Genomic DNA, 15,746 nt, shown 5'->3' with positions numbered 1-15,746 from the left:
CTCAACTTTTCGATTTCCGTTTACGGAATCAAGCGTTCGATCGGCAAAACCAAAATATCGCGTGCGCCGACGATTTTCAACTTCCGGATGAGAACGAAAATTTGATCGGCTTCAACGACGGCATGAACGGCAAAAGTCGGCTCGGGCGCTTCCACTTCCATAATCGTCGGACCGTTCATTCCCGGAATGATTTTTTCGACGTCTTTTAAATTGCCGGCCGGCACGTTCATCATAATATAACGCTTCGTCTTCGCCAGCAAAACACTTTCAATCGCCGTCTTGACGTCGGAAATTTTGTCTTTTTGCTTCAAACTGTCCTTGTTGGCAATCAGATAAACTTTGGATTCAAAAACTTGAGAAACAGGACGCAGCTTGTTGATCATCATGGTCGTTCCGGAACTCGTAATGTCCACAATCGCGTCCGCGACGCCGATATGCGGCGTCATTTCGCAAGCGCCGCTGACCTCAATCACTTCGACGTCAATGTTTTTTTCCTTGAAAAAATTCCGGGTGATTTCCGGAAATTCGGTCGCGATACGTTTTCCCGCCAAATCTTCGACTTTCGTGATCGGAGACGATTCCGGAACCGCCAAAACCAATCGGGAACTGCCGTATTTCAAATCTGTCAGACATTCGATACTGGCGCCTCGTTCCACAACCAAATCGAGACCGGTAATACCAAGGTCGGCCGTTCCTTCTTCAACAAAAAGCGGAATGTCGGCCGCACGCGCAAAAATAAACGTGATGTCCGGATCCGAAGTTTTGGCAATCAATTGACGGCTTTCGTTGCCGCCGCCATAAACCGGAAGCCCCGCGTCTTTAAAAATCGCAAGGGTCGGCTCGTGTAAACGGCCTTTATTGGGAATCGCAATACGAATCATTTTAAATTTTCCTTTGAAATAAATAACAATATAAATAACAATATAAATGAAAATAATAACAGCTAACGCAATGAAAGAATATTATGAAAAAGACGCAGCGAAAATGGACTGCATTTTTGTCGTTAAATTTTGAGAATAATGAATAATTCCAAAATAATGAACTGAATGTAATGAACTGAATGATTATGAGATTAACGCAAAGATGGTGTGAAATACAATCTGTTTTTCATTAAAAACTTAATGATTCTTTTATTGAAAACAATTTTTATGGATGAATAAACAAGCCTATTTTAAGATTTTTAATTACTACCAGTTATATTCATGTGTAAACAATATATACTACTGAAACATACTGGATATTCCTCGTTTTATCCTTCTTTTAAAAATAGAATATAAACCTGATTAAGAAAAATTAAAAACGAACAAAAATTAAAAATGAAACTGGAAGTCATTTAAAAATTAAAAATGAAACTGAAAGCCATTTAAATTAAACTAAAACATACGAACGATATTAAAAACAATAAATAAAAAAAATAAAGAGGGGTCTCATGTCCAGAAATATTTGCATTGAGCCGTATATGGCGACGCCGATTGAAAAACAACAAATTGAACTGGTTGAAAGAAAGGGAGTCGGACATCCCGACAGTATTGCGGACGGTCTTGCCGAATCCGTCAGCCGCGCCTTATGTGCGGAATATTTGGACAAATGCGGCGGCGTTTTGCACCACAACACCGACGAAACTCAAATTGTTGCCGGACGCTCCATCCCGAAATTCGGCGGCGGTCAAGTTGTCCAACCGATTTACATTTTATTGGTCGGCCGCGCCACCAAGGAATTCTGCGGCACCGACATTCCGACTGATACCATTGCTTTAAAAACAGCCCGCAACTATTTGAAAAACACACTTCCGAGCATGGACGTGGATTCACAAGTGATTCTGGACTGCAAATTCGGACGCGGATCCTCCGACTTAACCCACGTGTTCGGCCGGGACGGCAAAATGCCGGTCGCCAACGACACGTCTTTCGGCGTCGGCCACGCGCCGTTTTCCGAATTGGAACAAATCGTTTACAACACCGAGCGGTCTTTAATTGAAGATTTTAAGAAAAAGAAAGGTAAAAAATACGTCGGTGAAGACATCAAAGTCATGGGACTTCGAAACGGCGAAGACATCACGCTCACCATTTGCAGCGGCCTCATCGGAAAATACGTGGACGACATCGGCGCTTACGTCAACTGCATTGACGAAATGAAAGATTACGTCATGGACATGGTTCCGAAATACACGAACCGCAACGTCAATGTGATGATTAACACGGCCGACGACATCGAAAAAGAATCTGTCTTTTTAACCGTCACCGGCACGTCCGCTGAAATGGGCGACGACGGCTCCGTCGGCCGCGGAAACCGTTCCAACGGGCTCATCACACCCAACCGCCCGATGAGTATGGAAGCGACCAGCGGCAAAAACCCGATCAACCACATCGGTAAAATTTACAACCTTTTGGCGACGCAAATCGCCCGCCAAGTCGCCGCCGAACTGAGCGATGTGGACGACGTTTATGTGAAATTGTTGTCTCAAATCGGAAAGCCGATTGACCAGCCGCTCGTTGCCAGCGTTCAAATTGTCTCAAAGCCGGGCGCCAAATTTGATTCGGTTCGTAAAGAAGCCGAAGGAATCGTTGATTCGTGGCTGGCCGACACGAGAAAAATTACCGAAATGGTCGCCAAAGGCGAACTCGACACATTCTGAAAAACAACACCCGTTGTTGTTTTTCTTTCTTTTTTCGTATCGTTTTATTTTTCAATTTTGTTCTCTTTTTAACAGCGGTCGCAGCGCGCGCGTTATAGCGACACGTTTTCTTCGAGTCATTCAAATCTGTGGGTCGGTTTTTAATTTTTTATTTTTATTTCCGAAGATTTGACCGGCAAAAAAATGGTCAAAAGTTTAGCATATATGCTAAGAAAACAGAAATTTAATCAAAAGTCAGACATATGTTAAAAAATCAAAAAGCAGGCAATTGCCTGCTTTTTGTTGATAGGTTAACGTTTTTAAATTTGTCGAAAGTCAAACGTTTTTAATGTCAACTGTTTTTAGAGTTGTTTTTGAATTGATGAAACACGGTTTTGAGATTAAGCTCTCTCTGCCATGATTTCATCGTAGAAACTGGTATCAAAGAGGTCTTCTGCGGTCAACGCGCGCGGAGTCAATCCTTGTTGATATTGAGCTTGGGAGTAAGCCACGACATAATCTTCGATCATGTGCGGGTCGGAAACCCATGCGCCGTCCCATTCATTGACGGAAGCCAACACAGTGTCTTGGGACACGCCGGTCATCTTCGAATAATATTGAGCGGCTTTTTCCGGATTTTCGTTGGTGTAATCGGTGGCGTCGATGTGGATGCGGACGATTTCTTTCACAATATCCGGGTGCTGGTCAATGAATTTTTGGCTGACCGCAATCACACAGCAAGCGTGGTCGGGTTCCATCTGACCGGAGTTGTAAACGATGCGGCCGTAACCGCCGGCTTCAATAACGGCCGGGGCCGGGTGCGGCAAAAAGACAGCGTCGAGCGAGCCGGACATTAAAGCGGCTTCGGCGTCTCCCTGGCTCATGCCTTTGATTTCAAGGGATTTCGGGTCGACACCGTTGTTCGTCAGCCATGTTTTCAAGAGTGTGTCCTGTATGGATCCCGGCGGGAAAGTGCCGACTTTTTTGCCGACCAAGTCTTGCGGACCGTTGTAGGTCATGTTGTTGGCGACGAGCAAACTGGAACCGTTAATTTGAACGGCGGCGACGATTTTCAAATCGGAGTTGTTTTGAGCAACGGCCGGAATGATCGGCGCGGCGCCGATGTAAGCGACTTGAATGGCGCCAGAAGACAAAGCAACGGCTTCGGACGGACCGCTTTCAAAAAGCTTGTTGTTGACGCTGGACACATTTAATTTTGTCAAATTGGACGTCCACCAGCCCATGGATTCGGCGGATGTGTAAGCCATTTGGTGTGTGCTCGGCTGGTAGCCGATGGTGACGTTGGAACCGTTTCCGCTGCCGTCGTCGTTGCCGACGCAGCCGGAAAAGGCGACGATTGCGACCAAAAGCGCAAGAATAAGAACGGATAATACTTTTTTCATCGTTAAACCTCACTTGTTCGATTTTTCAATTCAACGTTTCATTTCCGGCATCAACCCCGGATGGGAAATGGATTGTTGAACATTAATTATACCAATACGATATAAATTTATAAAAATTAAATGGGATGAAAAGGTTTTGTTTGAATCAGATCTGTCCGGACAATTCAGCAAAACCGTTTTCCGAAAAAATATTAAAAACGTGATTGGAAACAATATTTTAAAATCAGAGACCAAACACGAATCTTTTATTTCTAAAAGTGCATATAAAAAACTATCCAATTTCAGAGAAATAATATCCCAAAACGGACAAAAAGGAAAACAGATTATAAAAAACGGAAAAATATATTTATGAAAACAGTTTTTTGAATGATATCATTATTTTAAATGTATTTGACTTTATTTTGATTTTACTTTCGTTTTATTTTCGTTTTACACATCAGGGGATTAAAATGACGACCATGTCCGACCGGTTGATGAGAGCCGCCTTCGATTCGGATGAAAAATTCCAAATGGTACTGCACCGCGTGATTAAAGAAGATTTGAATATGAACGCCGTTGATTTTTCAAAAGAAGCCGGCATTCCGCACAGCACGCTTTACAAAATATTGTCCGGAAACCGCGCCCCGAACATTAAAACGCTGCGCCAGATCGTTGATACCGTCCGAAAATATGAAACCCCCGCGCAGGAATTCATTGCCGTGATCGCTGCCCGGATGGTTCTGGATACCATTACCGAAACCAAACGAAAAATCGGCGGCCGGCTGATTACGATTAAAGAATATTCGGCCAATTCCATCGAAGAAGCCATTATCGTCTCCGTCAAAGCCGAGCGCGACGGCGCAAAAGCACTGGTTTGCGCGCCTATTGTCAGCCACACGGTGGAAAAAATTGTTTCTATCCCGGTGACGACGATCATGCCCAAAGAAAGCATTACGGAAGCGATTGAAATCGCCATGAAAAAAATCGGGCGCTATAACTGACATGACAAGCGGCCATTGGTTTGGAAAAATTTCGAATTATTCGGAAAAACCAATTCAAAAATGTACAAAAAGGATAAAATTTGAAAGAGAATATGTCAACTGCAACCGATTGAATTCAGTGAGATTCCAAGAACGATAAAATTGAATTCCAAAGGATAATCAATTTGAAGTGTCGTTGCAATCCATTTTTCATAAATCAAAAAAAAAGGAGTTTGCCGATTTCGGCAAACTCCACGTTTTTATTTTTTACTTTTTTTATTTTTTATGATTTTATTTTGCTGAATCGTTTTTCAGCGTTTATCTCTGCGTTTTCGATTATTTATTTCTCTTAAACTTGTTCTTGAGATCGCTTGTCACTTGTCCGCTGACTTCTTTGTAGTTGCTGCGAGTGGCGCCTTTCACACCAAAGAGGTAGCCGAGGTAACCCAAGACTGCCAGGACGATGATGGCCACAATCGCAATCACAACATAAACCGCAGTGGAACCGCCGAACAAACCGCTGGACGGTCCGACTGAAACAGTTCCAATATTGGACGGCACATTACTGACGACGTTGTTGTCTTCTTTCAGCACCAAGGAGTAAGTGCCTTCCGTTTTGGGTTTCACGGACAGGGTAACGCTCTTGGATTTTCCGACGTCCAAACTGACGGTTTTTGAATCTTCGTCAACGACGGTGCCGGCGGCATCAACCAATTGCAGCGTCACGGTGTGAGAACCGCTTTCAATACCGTTGTTGGTGATGTCAAACGACAATTTCGTGGTTTTTCCGGCGCTCAAGTTCTCCGGGCTCAACGAGTAGTTCGAGAACACGAAGTTCACTTTGGAAACGACGTTCACAGTCTTGGATGTGTTCAGGTAGTCCGTGGCGTTGGCCAGAACCGTAAATGTTCCGGAGCTGTTGAACGTGTAATTGAGTTGTCCGCTGGAATCGGTGGATCCGACATTGTCGCTGCCGACATAAATCTTAGCGCCTGAGATGCTGCTGTTATTCAAAGAGTCGTAAACACGAATTGTTACCGTTGTTCCCGGATAAACGCTGTCCGGAGAAATCGACATGGACATGTTCTTGGCTTCGCCCTGAACTGTCAATGAAGCGCTGCCGTCCACATAACCTGATTTCGTGGCCGTTATTTTGATGGTTCCGACGCTGTTTGGCGTGTAGGAAATCATACCGGACGAATTGGTGGTTCCGACGGTGGTTCCGTTGGCAATGACCGTGGCGCCTTCAAGCGTTGTTCCGCGGTCGGAAACCGTAATGTTCACGGCTTTGCCGACAGTCACCGGATTCGGTGAAGCTTTGACTTCCAAAGAAGCGTTGGATCCGACTTCGCGAATCACAATCGGTGCATACCGGAGAGTCGAGTTGTCGCCGACCTTGAAAGACATGGTCGTGTTGCCGACCGTCATGAAGTCGACGGTGTTGCCGGACGAAAGACCGACGGTATCGCGGTTGACGAGTTCGATTCCACCGGAGTGGGAAGACACTTCCATCTTTCCATATCGTGCGCTGTCGTCAAGTTTTGTGACGTTGTCTGAGATCTGGAAAAGACCTTTTATGACAACGATAGAACTTTCAGTTCCTTGGAAAACAGAATCGACGTGAGCTTTGATGATAACTGTATTGTTGTTGCCAATCTTTTTCTCATATTCGAAATCGCCGCCGCCTGAAACCGGACTTGAAACAATTTCTTTTCCATTCTTTTCAAGGACGAGCAAAGCCTTGTTACCATTCACATCAACTTGACTGACTTTAATAGAGTAACCGTCCTCAAGGGGAATATATTGACCCATGTTGGCGTTTCTTTTATCATCGTCATCAATCAAAACCTTAGATAAATAGCCGCTGTTCAGCAAACTGGTGTCGTTGTAACCGGCGAAGTACTTCTCCCCCATAAATCCAACAACATAATATTTTTGCCATGCTGTATGATTGAACTCTGTTTGAACAGCTTCTGATTTATAGGTCAAATTTCCTTTAGCGATGGTTCGGCTGGAGTTGCTGACACCACTGACAGTGATGGATTCTGTGTTGAAATCGTTGTCGTCAATATCATAATAGAAGCCTTCAAAGTTTCTCGGAGTCCATTGATTGATATCATAACCAGCCGTTCCATAATCTGAAACTGTTCCTCTGATTTCATATTTGCCAGGTTCTGTGTATTCAATGTAGGGCGCAAACCGCAACTGGGAGCTGTCATCAGCAACTTCAATTTTCATTTTACCCATCAATGTGATATTTGAACCGGCACTCAAACTGACGGATTCATGATTTTTCATTTCAATTTGAGTAGAACCGACATTTGTAATTTCCATTTTGTCAATCTTGGTTCCGCTTTCAAGTTTCGTCAAATTGTCTGAAATCTGGAAGAGACCTCTCACAGTGACAAGGGAGCTTTCTGTTCCTTGGAAAACAGAATCGACGTGAGCTTTAACTATAACTGTGTTGTTACCACCGATTTTTTTCTCATATTCAAAATCAGCACCACCAGCAACCGGGCTCGTAACGATTTCTTTTCCATCTTTTTCAAGGACCAGCAACACTTTGTTACCATTGACGTCAACTTGACTGACTTTGAGTGAGTATCCCTCTTCAAGAGGAATATATTGACCCATGTTCGCGTTGATTTTTTCATCGCTGTCAATCAAAACTTTCGACAAATAGCCGCTGCTCATCAAACTGGTGTTATCATAACCGGCAAAGTATTTGTCACCCATGAAACCAACAACATTGTAAGTATTCCAACCCGAATAAGAAAAATTGGTTACAGATGGCGTTGTTATGTACTCAATATCACCCTTGCTGATTGAACGGCTGATATTGTAAATTGTCATTTTTTCATCGCCTTCACCGGTATCTAAATTATAATAAAATCCGGAGAAACTGCGTGCATCCCAAATATACTTATCATCCGGCAAATCGGGCGTCCAAACTCGGTTTCCAGTATCACGTTCTGTTACCGTGATATTCCAAGTTAATGTTTGGTTGTTTGAGTTGTTGGCAACTTCCTTAACAACCAATTTTAAAGTATATTTTCCGGTTGCATTGGGCGTCCATGTAAAGTTATCGGTTTTACTGTCTGTTACATTATTTTTAGTTTCAACTGTGCTTGAAGAATTGTTTAAAGTCCATTCGAAACTACAGTTAACCAAAGTTGTCGCATTCACCACCATGTTGGTATTGAATTGACCGGTAATGTTAATGGAAGTATTATTTCCATCAAACCCTGTTGTTCCGGCACCGTCAGACGGGAAAAGCGGAGTTGCTGCTGCTGCAAGAGTTACTTCATTTGTCACTAACAAACTGTAACCAACCGGTGTAGTTGCTCCCATCGTACCTGAGGATGTAACACCGTGTGCTTGAAGAACATATGTTTTTCCGGATTCCAAATTTGAAACATTAATTTTGTCAGACGAAGAAGCCAATGTTTGGTTATCTAAAATCAATGTTCCGGGAGTTGTGTTTTCATAAACACTGTATTCAACATGATTCCAACCATTAAAGTCAGAGATTGTCCAGCTGATATTATGCTTGCTGCTATTTCCAGCGTCGGTACTGTTTACTGAAGAAATTGAACCGAGAACGGGGAAATCTACACTTTGATTAACACTAAGGTTTCCACCTGCATCTGTCAACCTGTAATTAACAGTTGTGGAAGCTGATGTGCTTCCAGAGATACCGGTCGAATCATCATAATTTGCCCAAGACGATCCATAAACTTGGAAAGTTGATGTCGGATTTGTTACTAATTTGTATACTGTATCATTTGTAGCAGATGTTGATTCAAGAGTTGTAGCTGAAATATCCAACGCTTTGTTTGTGGAAGTATTCGTATCAGAATCTGTTGTATCTGTCACAAGAATGACGTAATCTTCACTCAAATTGATGTTTTCCAATGTGTATACGCTCTTTGTTGGATCGAAAGATGCATCGGGTGTACCGTTAATAGAAACACTATAGGTATTGCCACCGCCATCCCATTTCCATGTCATATTATAAGCGCCAGAAGTGCCATTAACGCTATCCAGCGTTAAATTTCCAACCGCAGCACTGGCCGCGCCAATCATGGCAAACATGACTAAAAGCGCAATCAGTACTTTAAATATCATTTTATTCATTGTCGTTCCTCCATTTTTGATTTATGAGCAGTAATTTTTTATAAAACCTCTTTGTTTTATATATTTTACTATTTATATTTTTAATAAAATTTAAATAATGGTGACAAAAGTTTGACTGTCTGACCACTTATAAATGTAAGTTATTCTGTCTCATTGATATTTAAGTTTCTCGTTCTTGAAATTATATATTATTTTGACAATAGATAGAGACGCATTTCATTTGTCAAATTGATCATACCCTTTTTTTAAAAGAGAGATGAGTTGAATTTGTCCTTTTGATTCTGTTTTCAAAAGAACGGATTTGTCTTTTGTCGCTTCGCCGATGACGGTGAACCGGCTCGGGGATTTGCCCGATTTAAACGCTTTGCCGCCGTCTTTTTGATTTGATTGCCGGCTTAATTGTTGGTTTAATTGTTGATTCAGTTGTTCAAAAGCCGCCTCAACTGCCTTTAGTTTGTCAGGGGAAACGGTGAACAAAAGCTCATAGTCGCCGCCTGTGTAAAGCGCTTTTTCAAAAAGCGCTTGCTTGGCCGAATCAGCCGTCGGACAGACTTGGGATAAAATTTGAAACGCTTCGCCTTCCGTCGGCACTTTTTCGGCGTCAACAACAAAACCGACGCAGGATCTTTCCGAAAGCTCGTGCACCGAAGCCGCCAGGCCGTCGCTTGTGTCCATCATAGATGTGACGGCGCCGGTTTTTGATAAGGCGCGTCCTTCAAAAACACGCGGGTACGGCTCTGTTAAATTCTTTAAAAACGCCGGAGAAACGCTGTTTATGCTGACGCCGGCCTTTTGAAAAGAGGGATCGTTGAGAAGAAGGTCGAGCGCAACGCCGGCTGAGCCGGCAAAACCCGTGACGCAAAGCAAATCGCCGGGTTTGGCGCCGTTTCTGTAAAGAACATGTTTGTTTTCGGAAACGCCGATGACGGTCCCGGTAATTGTGAGTTCGTCGTGAAATTCCGTGTCGCCGCCGATGACTTCAGCGCCAAACATGGAAACGCAGTCGTTGATGCCGAGCGCCAATTCGCGGGCGTCGTTCAAAGAAAAGTCAGCCGAAAGACCAATCGAGACCAAAAACGCGACAGGTTTTCCGCCCATCCCTGCAATATCACTTAAATTAACAGCAGCCGACATCCACCCGATTTGCCAAGGCGACATTGAGGGCGGAAAATCTGATTTCCGGTGAACGGTGTCGGTACTGAAAAGAAGCGATGTTGAACGAAGAAGATCTGCGTTGTCCGAATCGGAACCGAGAACGGATGTAAAAAATGAGAAACGGACGGCTGCACAATCATCAAATTCGGAGCCGGATAAAATCGGCTTCTTTGAAAAACGAAAAACGTCAGAAAAAACGTCAATGAGTTCTTTTTCGGTGATTTTTCGGCCATCGGAATCTGAAGCAGAGGGTTTCATGCGAATCACCGGAAATTGAGGATAAAAAGAACACGTTTTTTAAACCGCCAACCGGCTTAAAACCATGTGTGAGACGAATAATGTAAACACAGCAACTTTCGAGGGTTTACATAGGTATTTTGTTTTATATATATATTGCGTTCTGAAAGAACTCGTAATGAATGAGATTGGATTGAACGGATGAGTGGAATGAACCGTATGAGTTGATGAACTGGTTGATGAACTGGTAAGTTGATGAATAGTATGTTGAATTGGTAAATTGATTAATGAGAATCGTGAATTACAAAATTATTTATTAATTTAATCTATGGAGCATGCTTGTGCCGAATATCGGAATTGATAGACGGCACAATCATCATGTTCAAATTTGTTCTTTGAAATTTTTTGAATTTCACTTTTCGGCTGTTCTCTTTTTGGTGGTTATTTCGACCGAACGAACAAATTCATTTTGTTTCCCGTCGCAAATGACAGCAAAGTGTTCCTATACTCCATATTGGATTTTTGCTGATTCATTTTCGTTTTTTTCGTTTTCGTTTGGTTGTTAAGGTTGGTTTTGTATTCGTTTTGAGGTGTTTGTCAAAGATGACATTTTAGAGTTTAGATATAGGCGACTCGTTTTTCATATATTCTCTTTTCAAAAAACAGTTTTTTTCGTTTTTGACGGGGTTGAGCTGTTTTGGGGTTTGAAAAGGGTAAATACATTTCGTTTTTGACGGGATGCAAAGCATAAAAAGGTCTAATGGTATATATCCTTTCGTTAAACTGCAAACCCGATTGAACTCATCCACCGATATTGTTTTTCCAATAGAAATGGCGGTCGATTTCAATTATAATAATACATTTAATAAATACATAATATATTTAAAAAATATAATCGGCCGGCACCAATATTAAAAGATTGATTCGATTTACCAGTATATTCATAAGATTTTTGAGATTGTACGATAAATGAACGTTTTGAATCAGACAGTTAAAATCTGTACTCTTTTTGACCTTCTTCTTCCGTTCGCGTCATAATCGGCGCTTTCAAAACCGACCCGGCCGTTTCCGCCAGTTTGTCCATTTCAGCCGGTTCAAAAAATCTTGAATTCTGTAAAACCGGACCCGGCGCATTCCTGCCGTTTCCTTGTTGAATAACATACGCCAATTTTTGCTGATTGACAATATTTTGGTCAAGCCAGGACGCAATTTTTTCAATGTCTTCCTCACTGCCAACCAAATCCGGAAAAACCGTTGTTTTGACTTCCAGAGCCACTTTTGACGCGTCAATGATTTTCAACGACTTCTGAATGTTGGCGATCATCTTTTCGCCAAATTTTTCATCCGCTTTGACGCCGGTCACTTTCAAATAGAAATCGGATTCAAAGGGCGCTTTAATATCAACAAAAAATTTGTCGGCCAACCCATTCTCAATCAAAGATAAAACCGCATCCGGGAAGTAACCGTTTGTATGAATTCCGACCAAGAGATCTTTTTCTTTGGCAATTTTGGCGATTTCCGCGACTTCTTCCGATTGCAAAAGCGGTTCGCCGCCCAAAAAAACAACGGCCGAGATGAAAGGTTTGGACTCAGATATTCGTTTTCGAACCAAATCCAAATCGACCGAATTTTTTTGATCAATCAGATTAAAATTGTGGCAATAAGGACAGCGAAATGGGCAGCCGTTAAAAAAAAGAACGATTGAAGAACGGCCGTGCCAATCCACCGTCGAAAGCGGAACAATGCCGCCAATATTTGCTTGCATAGACAATGAATAGAAATCGTTGATATTTTAAATATTGGATTTTGCAGTTTTTTAAAAAAGGTAAAATGTTACATGCAAAATTGAGTTTAACATTTTTCTATTGCCGCCAACGCTTTTTCTAAAACCCGGCAAACGGTTTCTTCGGAAACGCCATCGATCCGAATTGTTTTTTTAGAATTGGTCGCCCCGTTTTCAAGAGAGACTTGCGTGCGGGAAATATCGAAAAATTTGGCAATTTCCGACAGCAATTGATCGTTTGCTTTTCCTTTTTGAGCGTTTTCCGACAATTTCACTTCAATGCGTTTTCGCCACTCGTTGTAACCGCTCGGAACCAAAACAATTTTGGAACCCGGCGTCACTTCGATATCCAAAAAAACAGAAGACTGGCGAACAGAAACAGCATCTGAAAACGACATACACCCTTCACCCCATCTTCCTTAATTTGCATGCATTTGTGTGCACACATGTTCTTAAAATCTCAAAAGCGCCGCTTTTCCGGTCATTCCGATGCTGATGCCTTTCTTTTTGGCCGCTTTGCTGACCTCGACCACTTTGGCCGTCATCATATCATCAAACGTTTTCACGCCTTTGACTTTGACCGCACAAGAATTGAGAGCGTCGGCCGCCGCAATATCCAAAAAGCCGCAGCCTAACACGCAACCGTCTTTGGAACGGATGAGCAAAAAAGGCGCCACGTCGACAGCAATCGAGAAACCCTCAAATTCCCGGTCTTCGACCACAATTTTTTCGGTAAAAGCGTTTTCACCAAAAACGATTCGAGATGAAACAAATACCATTCAACCACCTAAAATCAATTCAATATTTCAATCTGAAAAACCAATCTTAAAAATGAATAAAAATCAATCTCTTGTTGTGACTTCACAGCCGTCTTCCGTAATAATCAGCGTGTGCTCCGCCTGAGAAACAAGTCCGCCGGATACTTCAACCAGAACCGGATAGCTGGTAATGATGCCGTCGCGTTCCAATTGGTTCAAAGCAAAATCTAATTTTTCGCCCTCAAGCCAGCGCTTTGCAAAGGGAAGCCCGTTGTAAGCGTCGATTTGATCCAAAACTTTTCGAACCATCGGAAGCCGCGTTTGTTTTCTGGAAACGCGGGAATAAATTTCTTTGATGCTTCCATTGTCGACGTAACCGATTCCATCTGTTGCAAACGGTTCAATGGCAATCGTATCGCCGGCGCTCAAGGAAAAATCGCGCTGGAACCGGCAATTCGGAACGGAAGGTTCATCGTGCGCAACGTATTGCGACAATCCGTGACCCATCAAATTTCGAATCGGCTGAAATCCCAATGCTGTAATTGTATCTTCAACGGCGCCGCCGATTTGGTTGGTTGTGGCGCCGGCTTTTGCCGTATCGATGGCCGCTTTCAAGGCCTCCTCGCTGGCTTTCACCAAAGCCGACTGTTTGCCGGACAAATCAATCGTCATTGCGCCGTCCGCAATGTAACCATCCACGTGAATGCCGACATCGATTTTGATGACGTCTTGACCGAAAATCCGCGTATCTTCAAAAAGCGGCGTGTCGTGCGCGGCGTCCGCGTTCATGGAAATATTCACCGGAAAAGCCGAAAGACCGCCAAGTTCGATAATGCGTTGGTCGATGTAGACCGCATATTCGTAAATGGACATCCCGACTTTGATTTTTTCCCGCGCGTCCTTCATCACCTGCTGGTGAATCTTTCCGGCCGCGCGGTATTTTTCCAAAGTTTCTTCCGTATTCTTTAATTTTTTTGTATGAGAAATCATAATAACGCCTTATTGAGTGATAACAATTAAACTTCAAATCTTTTTTCCATCCGGTTCAAATTCCGGCAACCATTTTTTGTAATGACAACGGTGTCTTCAATGCGGATGCCGCCGATTCCTGGATAATAAAGCCCCGGTTCAACCGTAATAACGTTCCCGGGTTCCAAAACATAATCATTTTCGGAAACGTTCGGCATTTCGTGAATGTCAAGACCGACACCGTGCCCGGTCGTGTGAATAAATCCGACTTTGGATCCGCTCCGGTACGTATGAAATCCGGAATTTTCCAAATAATCGCAAACGGTGTTGTGAACATCTTTGCAAGACGCGCCCGGTTTGGCCGTTTGGACGCCGGCTTCCTGGGCGCCGCGAACCGCCTCATACATTTTTTGAAGCTCCGGCAACGCTTCCCCTTTAATAACCGTCCGCGTCATATCGCCAAAATAACGGCTTTGCTTGTTCTGCGGGAAAATATCAATAACAATCGGTTGATTCGCAAAAAGCGTTCCGAGCGTTTTTCCGTGCGGATTGGCGCTGTCTTCGCCGCAGGAAACAATCGTTTCATCGCCGACGCAGCCGTTTTCAAGAAGTGTTCGGTCAATTTCCTGCAAAACCCGCTCTCCGGTTAAAATTTCGTTGTCTAAAACCAAAGCGCCGGATTCATTCGGAGCGCTGCGGCGAATCATTGAAACAGCTGCCTCCATAGCTTTTTCGGCTGCATTCTGAGATTGTTCGATACAGCTGACTTCAAAATCCGATTTGACCGTACGGTTTTTTTCAAACGGCGTTTTAATGAGAACGACGTCGAAATTTTTCCGAAGCTGATCAAAATAATAAGCCGGAAAATCATACGAAACGGCAATCGTTTTGACGTTTTTCCGATCCAGCATTTCTTTTAAAACCGCAGCGTAAGCCAAAGTTCCGTTTTTGAGTTCTTTTGCTTTTTCCCGGTAATTAAAATCAGACGTCATCAAAATGTTTTCATTCGAAACACGGGATTCAATGTCAGCCCGTCCTTTTTCCATATCCGAAACCAACAATACTTCGCTGTCGGCACAAAGCAAATAGGAAAAAGAATCTGACGCCAGAAAATGTGTGGCATAGTAGATATCGGCATCATGAATGTTTCCGTGCATCAGATATCCGTCAGCGCCTTCTTTTTGAAGAATTCCGGAAATATCCGGTAATTTTGTTTTTGTTGAGAATGATTGCATAGGAATACTAAAAGGGGGAACGGAATAAAAATATTATCTATTCGATATTGATGGATTCCGATCAGTTGCCAACCTAATCCGTTTCAGTTAATGAAATCCGCAAAAATCAGACGCCAAAGGCGTCTGATTTTGCGTTTCGGTTGTGAACAGCCTATTTTTAACAAAACCTGTTGTCCACTTCAAAAAATACATCTTCAAACTGATACCTGATTCTTCGTCGCGCTCGCTGCGCCCCCCAAAAAAAGACAATGAGCAAATATTTTCTCATGAAACTCGCAATTAGAAACGTGACCTGAGGTATCGCATGATAATTAGTTCAAAAAAGGTAGCTACAGGAAATTACCAAATTACTTCAAGAAGTTTAAAATTATATAAAGAAAGGCCTTTGGCAGCGATCCAGATTTCCCGAAGGCTCGCACACTTCAGTACAGTAAGGAACGCCGGCGGGCTTATCTTCTGTGTTCGGTATGGGTACAGGAGTTTCCCCGCCGCTATG

At 43.0% G+C, this 15,746-nt stretch carries 11 protein-coding genes and 1 rRNA gene; 2 read left to right on the top strand and 10 right to left on the bottom strand.

Annotated elements, in window-relative coordinates:
- Window positions 1-20 precede the first annotated feature (20 nt).
- Window positions 21-881, bottom strand: coding sequence for an ATP phosphoribosyltransferase (gene hisG / locus MsAg5_RS09275; RefSeq protein WP_338100351.1), 861 nt, complete (start codon window positions 879-881; stop codon window positions 21-23).
- Window positions 882-1,429: 548 nt separating this feature from the next.
- Between hisG and MsAg5_RS09270 the strand changes: the two genes are divergently transcribed.
- On the top strand, window positions 1,430-2,635 hold the full coding sequence (locus MsAg5_RS09270; RefSeq protein WP_338100350.1) for a methionine adenosyltransferase: 1,206 nt from the start codon (window positions 1,430-1,432) through the stop codon (window positions 2,633-2,635).
- Window positions 2,636-3,015: 380 nt separating this feature from the next.
- Here MsAg5_RS09270 and MsAg5_RS09265 read toward each other — a convergent pair whose 3' ends face one another.
- Window positions 3,016-4,017 (bottom strand): ABC transporter substrate-binding protein, encoded by a 1,002-nt coding sequence (locus MsAg5_RS09265; RefSeq protein ID WP_338100349.1) that lies wholly within the window; start codon window positions 4,015-4,017, stop codon window positions 3,016-3,018.
- A gap of 449 nt (window positions 4,018-4,466) precedes the next feature.
- On the opposite strand from MsAg5_RS09265, the gene MsAg5_RS09260 reads away from it, so the two are divergent.
- On the top strand, window positions 4,467-4,997 hold the full coding sequence (locus MsAg5_RS09260) for a helix-turn-helix domain-containing protein (RefSeq protein WP_338100348.1): 531 nt from the start codon (window positions 4,467-4,469) through the stop codon (window positions 4,995-4,997).
- A gap of 315 nt (window positions 4,998-5,312) precedes the next feature.
- Here MsAg5_RS09260 and MsAg5_RS09255 read toward each other — a convergent pair whose 3' ends face one another.
- The 8 genes from MsAg5_RS09255 to rrf form a co-directional block, all read right to left on the bottom strand.
- A complete protein-coding gene (locus tag MsAg5_RS09255; protein WP_338100347.1) occupies window positions 5,313-9,113 on the bottom strand; it encodes an S-layer protein domain-containing protein in 3,801 nt (1,266 codons plus the stop codon).
- A 216-nt stretch (window positions 9,114-9,329) separates the two neighbouring features.
- Complete coding sequence (thiL, locus tag MsAg5_RS09250; RefSeq protein WP_338100346.1) at window positions 9,330-10,526, bottom strand: thiamine-phosphate kinase; 1,197 nt, start codon at window positions 10,524-10,526, stop codon at window positions 9,330-9,332.
- A 970-nt stretch (window positions 10,527-11,496) separates the two neighbouring features.
- Window positions 11,497-12,270 carry an anaerobic ribonucleoside-triphosphate reductase activating protein gene (locus tag MsAg5_RS09245; protein WP_338100345.1) on the bottom strand — a complete coding sequence of 258 codons (774 nt, stop codon included), beginning with the start codon at window positions 12,268-12,270 and terminating at the stop codon, window positions 11,497-11,499.
- Between the two features lie 86 nt (window positions 12,271-12,356).
- Window positions 12,357-12,686, bottom strand: coding sequence for a DUF167 domain-containing protein (locus MsAg5_RS09240; RefSeq protein ID WP_338100344.1), 330 nt, complete (start codon window positions 12,684-12,686; stop codon window positions 12,357-12,359).
- A 54-nt stretch (window positions 12,687-12,740) separates the two neighbouring features.
- On the bottom strand, window positions 12,741-13,067 hold the full coding sequence (locus MsAg5_RS09235; RefSeq protein ID WP_338100343.1) for a YunC family protein: 327 nt from the start codon (window positions 13,065-13,067) through the stop codon (window positions 12,741-12,743).
- 63 nt (window positions 13,068-13,130) lie between these two features.
- A complete protein-coding gene (gene map / locus MsAg5_RS09230) occupies window positions 13,131-14,036 on the bottom strand; it encodes a type II methionyl aminopeptidase (protein ID WP_338100342.1) in 906 nt (301 codons plus the stop codon).
- Window positions 14,037-14,062: 26 nt separating this feature from the next.
- The gene (locus tag MsAg5_RS09225) at window positions 14,063-15,250 is read right to left on the bottom strand and encodes a M24 family metallopeptidase (RefSeq protein WP_338100341.1); all 1,188 of its coding nucleotides are present in this window, start codon (window positions 15,248-15,250) and stop codon (window positions 14,063-14,065) included.
- 383 nt (window positions 15,251-15,633) lie between these two features.
- Window positions 15,634-15,746, bottom strand: a 5S ribosomal RNA gene (gene rrf / locus MsAg5_RS09220); the annotation flags it as partial.

Origin of the sequence: Methanolapillus africanus (assembly GCF_032714475.1) — an archaeon.
GTDB classification, from domain to species: domain Archaea; phylum Halobacteriota; class Methanosarcinia; order Methanosarcinales; family Methanosarcinaceae; genus Methanolapillus; species Methanolapillus africanus.
The sequence above is the reverse complement of the archived record's forward strand: the minus strand, read 5'-3'. Positions and strand labels throughout refer to the sequence as shown.

Coding starts and splice junctions, on each gene's coding strand:
- hisG (WP_338100351.1), bottom strand. CDS start 881: ATGATTCGTATTGCGATTCCCAATAAAGGCCGTTTACACGAGCCGACC.
- MsAg5_RS09270 (WP_338100350.1), top strand. CDS start 1,430: ATGTCCAGAAATATTTGCATTGAGCCGTATATGGCGACGCCGATTGAA.
- MsAg5_RS09265 (WP_338100349.1), bottom strand. CDS start 4,017: ATGAAAAAAGTATTATCCGTTCTTATTCTTGCGCTTTTGGTCGCAATC.
- MsAg5_RS09260 (WP_338100348.1), top strand. CDS start 4,467: ATGACGACCATGTCCGACCGGTTGATGAGAGCCGCCTTCGATTCGGAT.
- MsAg5_RS09255 (WP_338100347.1), bottom strand. CDS start 9,113: ATGAATAAAATGATATTTAAAGTACTGATTGCGCTTTTAGTCATGTTT.
- thiL (WP_338100346.1), bottom strand. CDS start 10,526: ATGAAACCCTCTGCTTCAGATTCCGATGGCCGAAAAATCACCGAAAAA.
- MsAg5_RS09245 (WP_338100345.1), bottom strand. CDS start 12,270: ATGCAAGCAAATATTGGCGGCATTGTTCCGCTTTCGACGGTGGATTGG.
- MsAg5_RS09240 (WP_338100344.1), bottom strand. CDS start 12,686: ATGTCGTTTTCAGATGCTGTTTCTGTTCGCCAGTCTTCTGTTTTTTTG.
- MsAg5_RS09235 (WP_338100343.1), bottom strand. CDS start 13,067: ATGGTATTTGTTTCATCTCGAATCGTTTTTGGTGAAAACGCTTTTACC.
- map (WP_338100342.1), bottom strand. CDS start 14,036: ATGATTTCTCATACAAAAAAATTAAAGAATACGGAAGAAACTTTGGAA.
- MsAg5_RS09225 (WP_338100341.1), bottom strand. CDS start 15,250: ATGCAATCATTCTCAACAAAAACAAAATTACCGGATATTTCCGGAATT.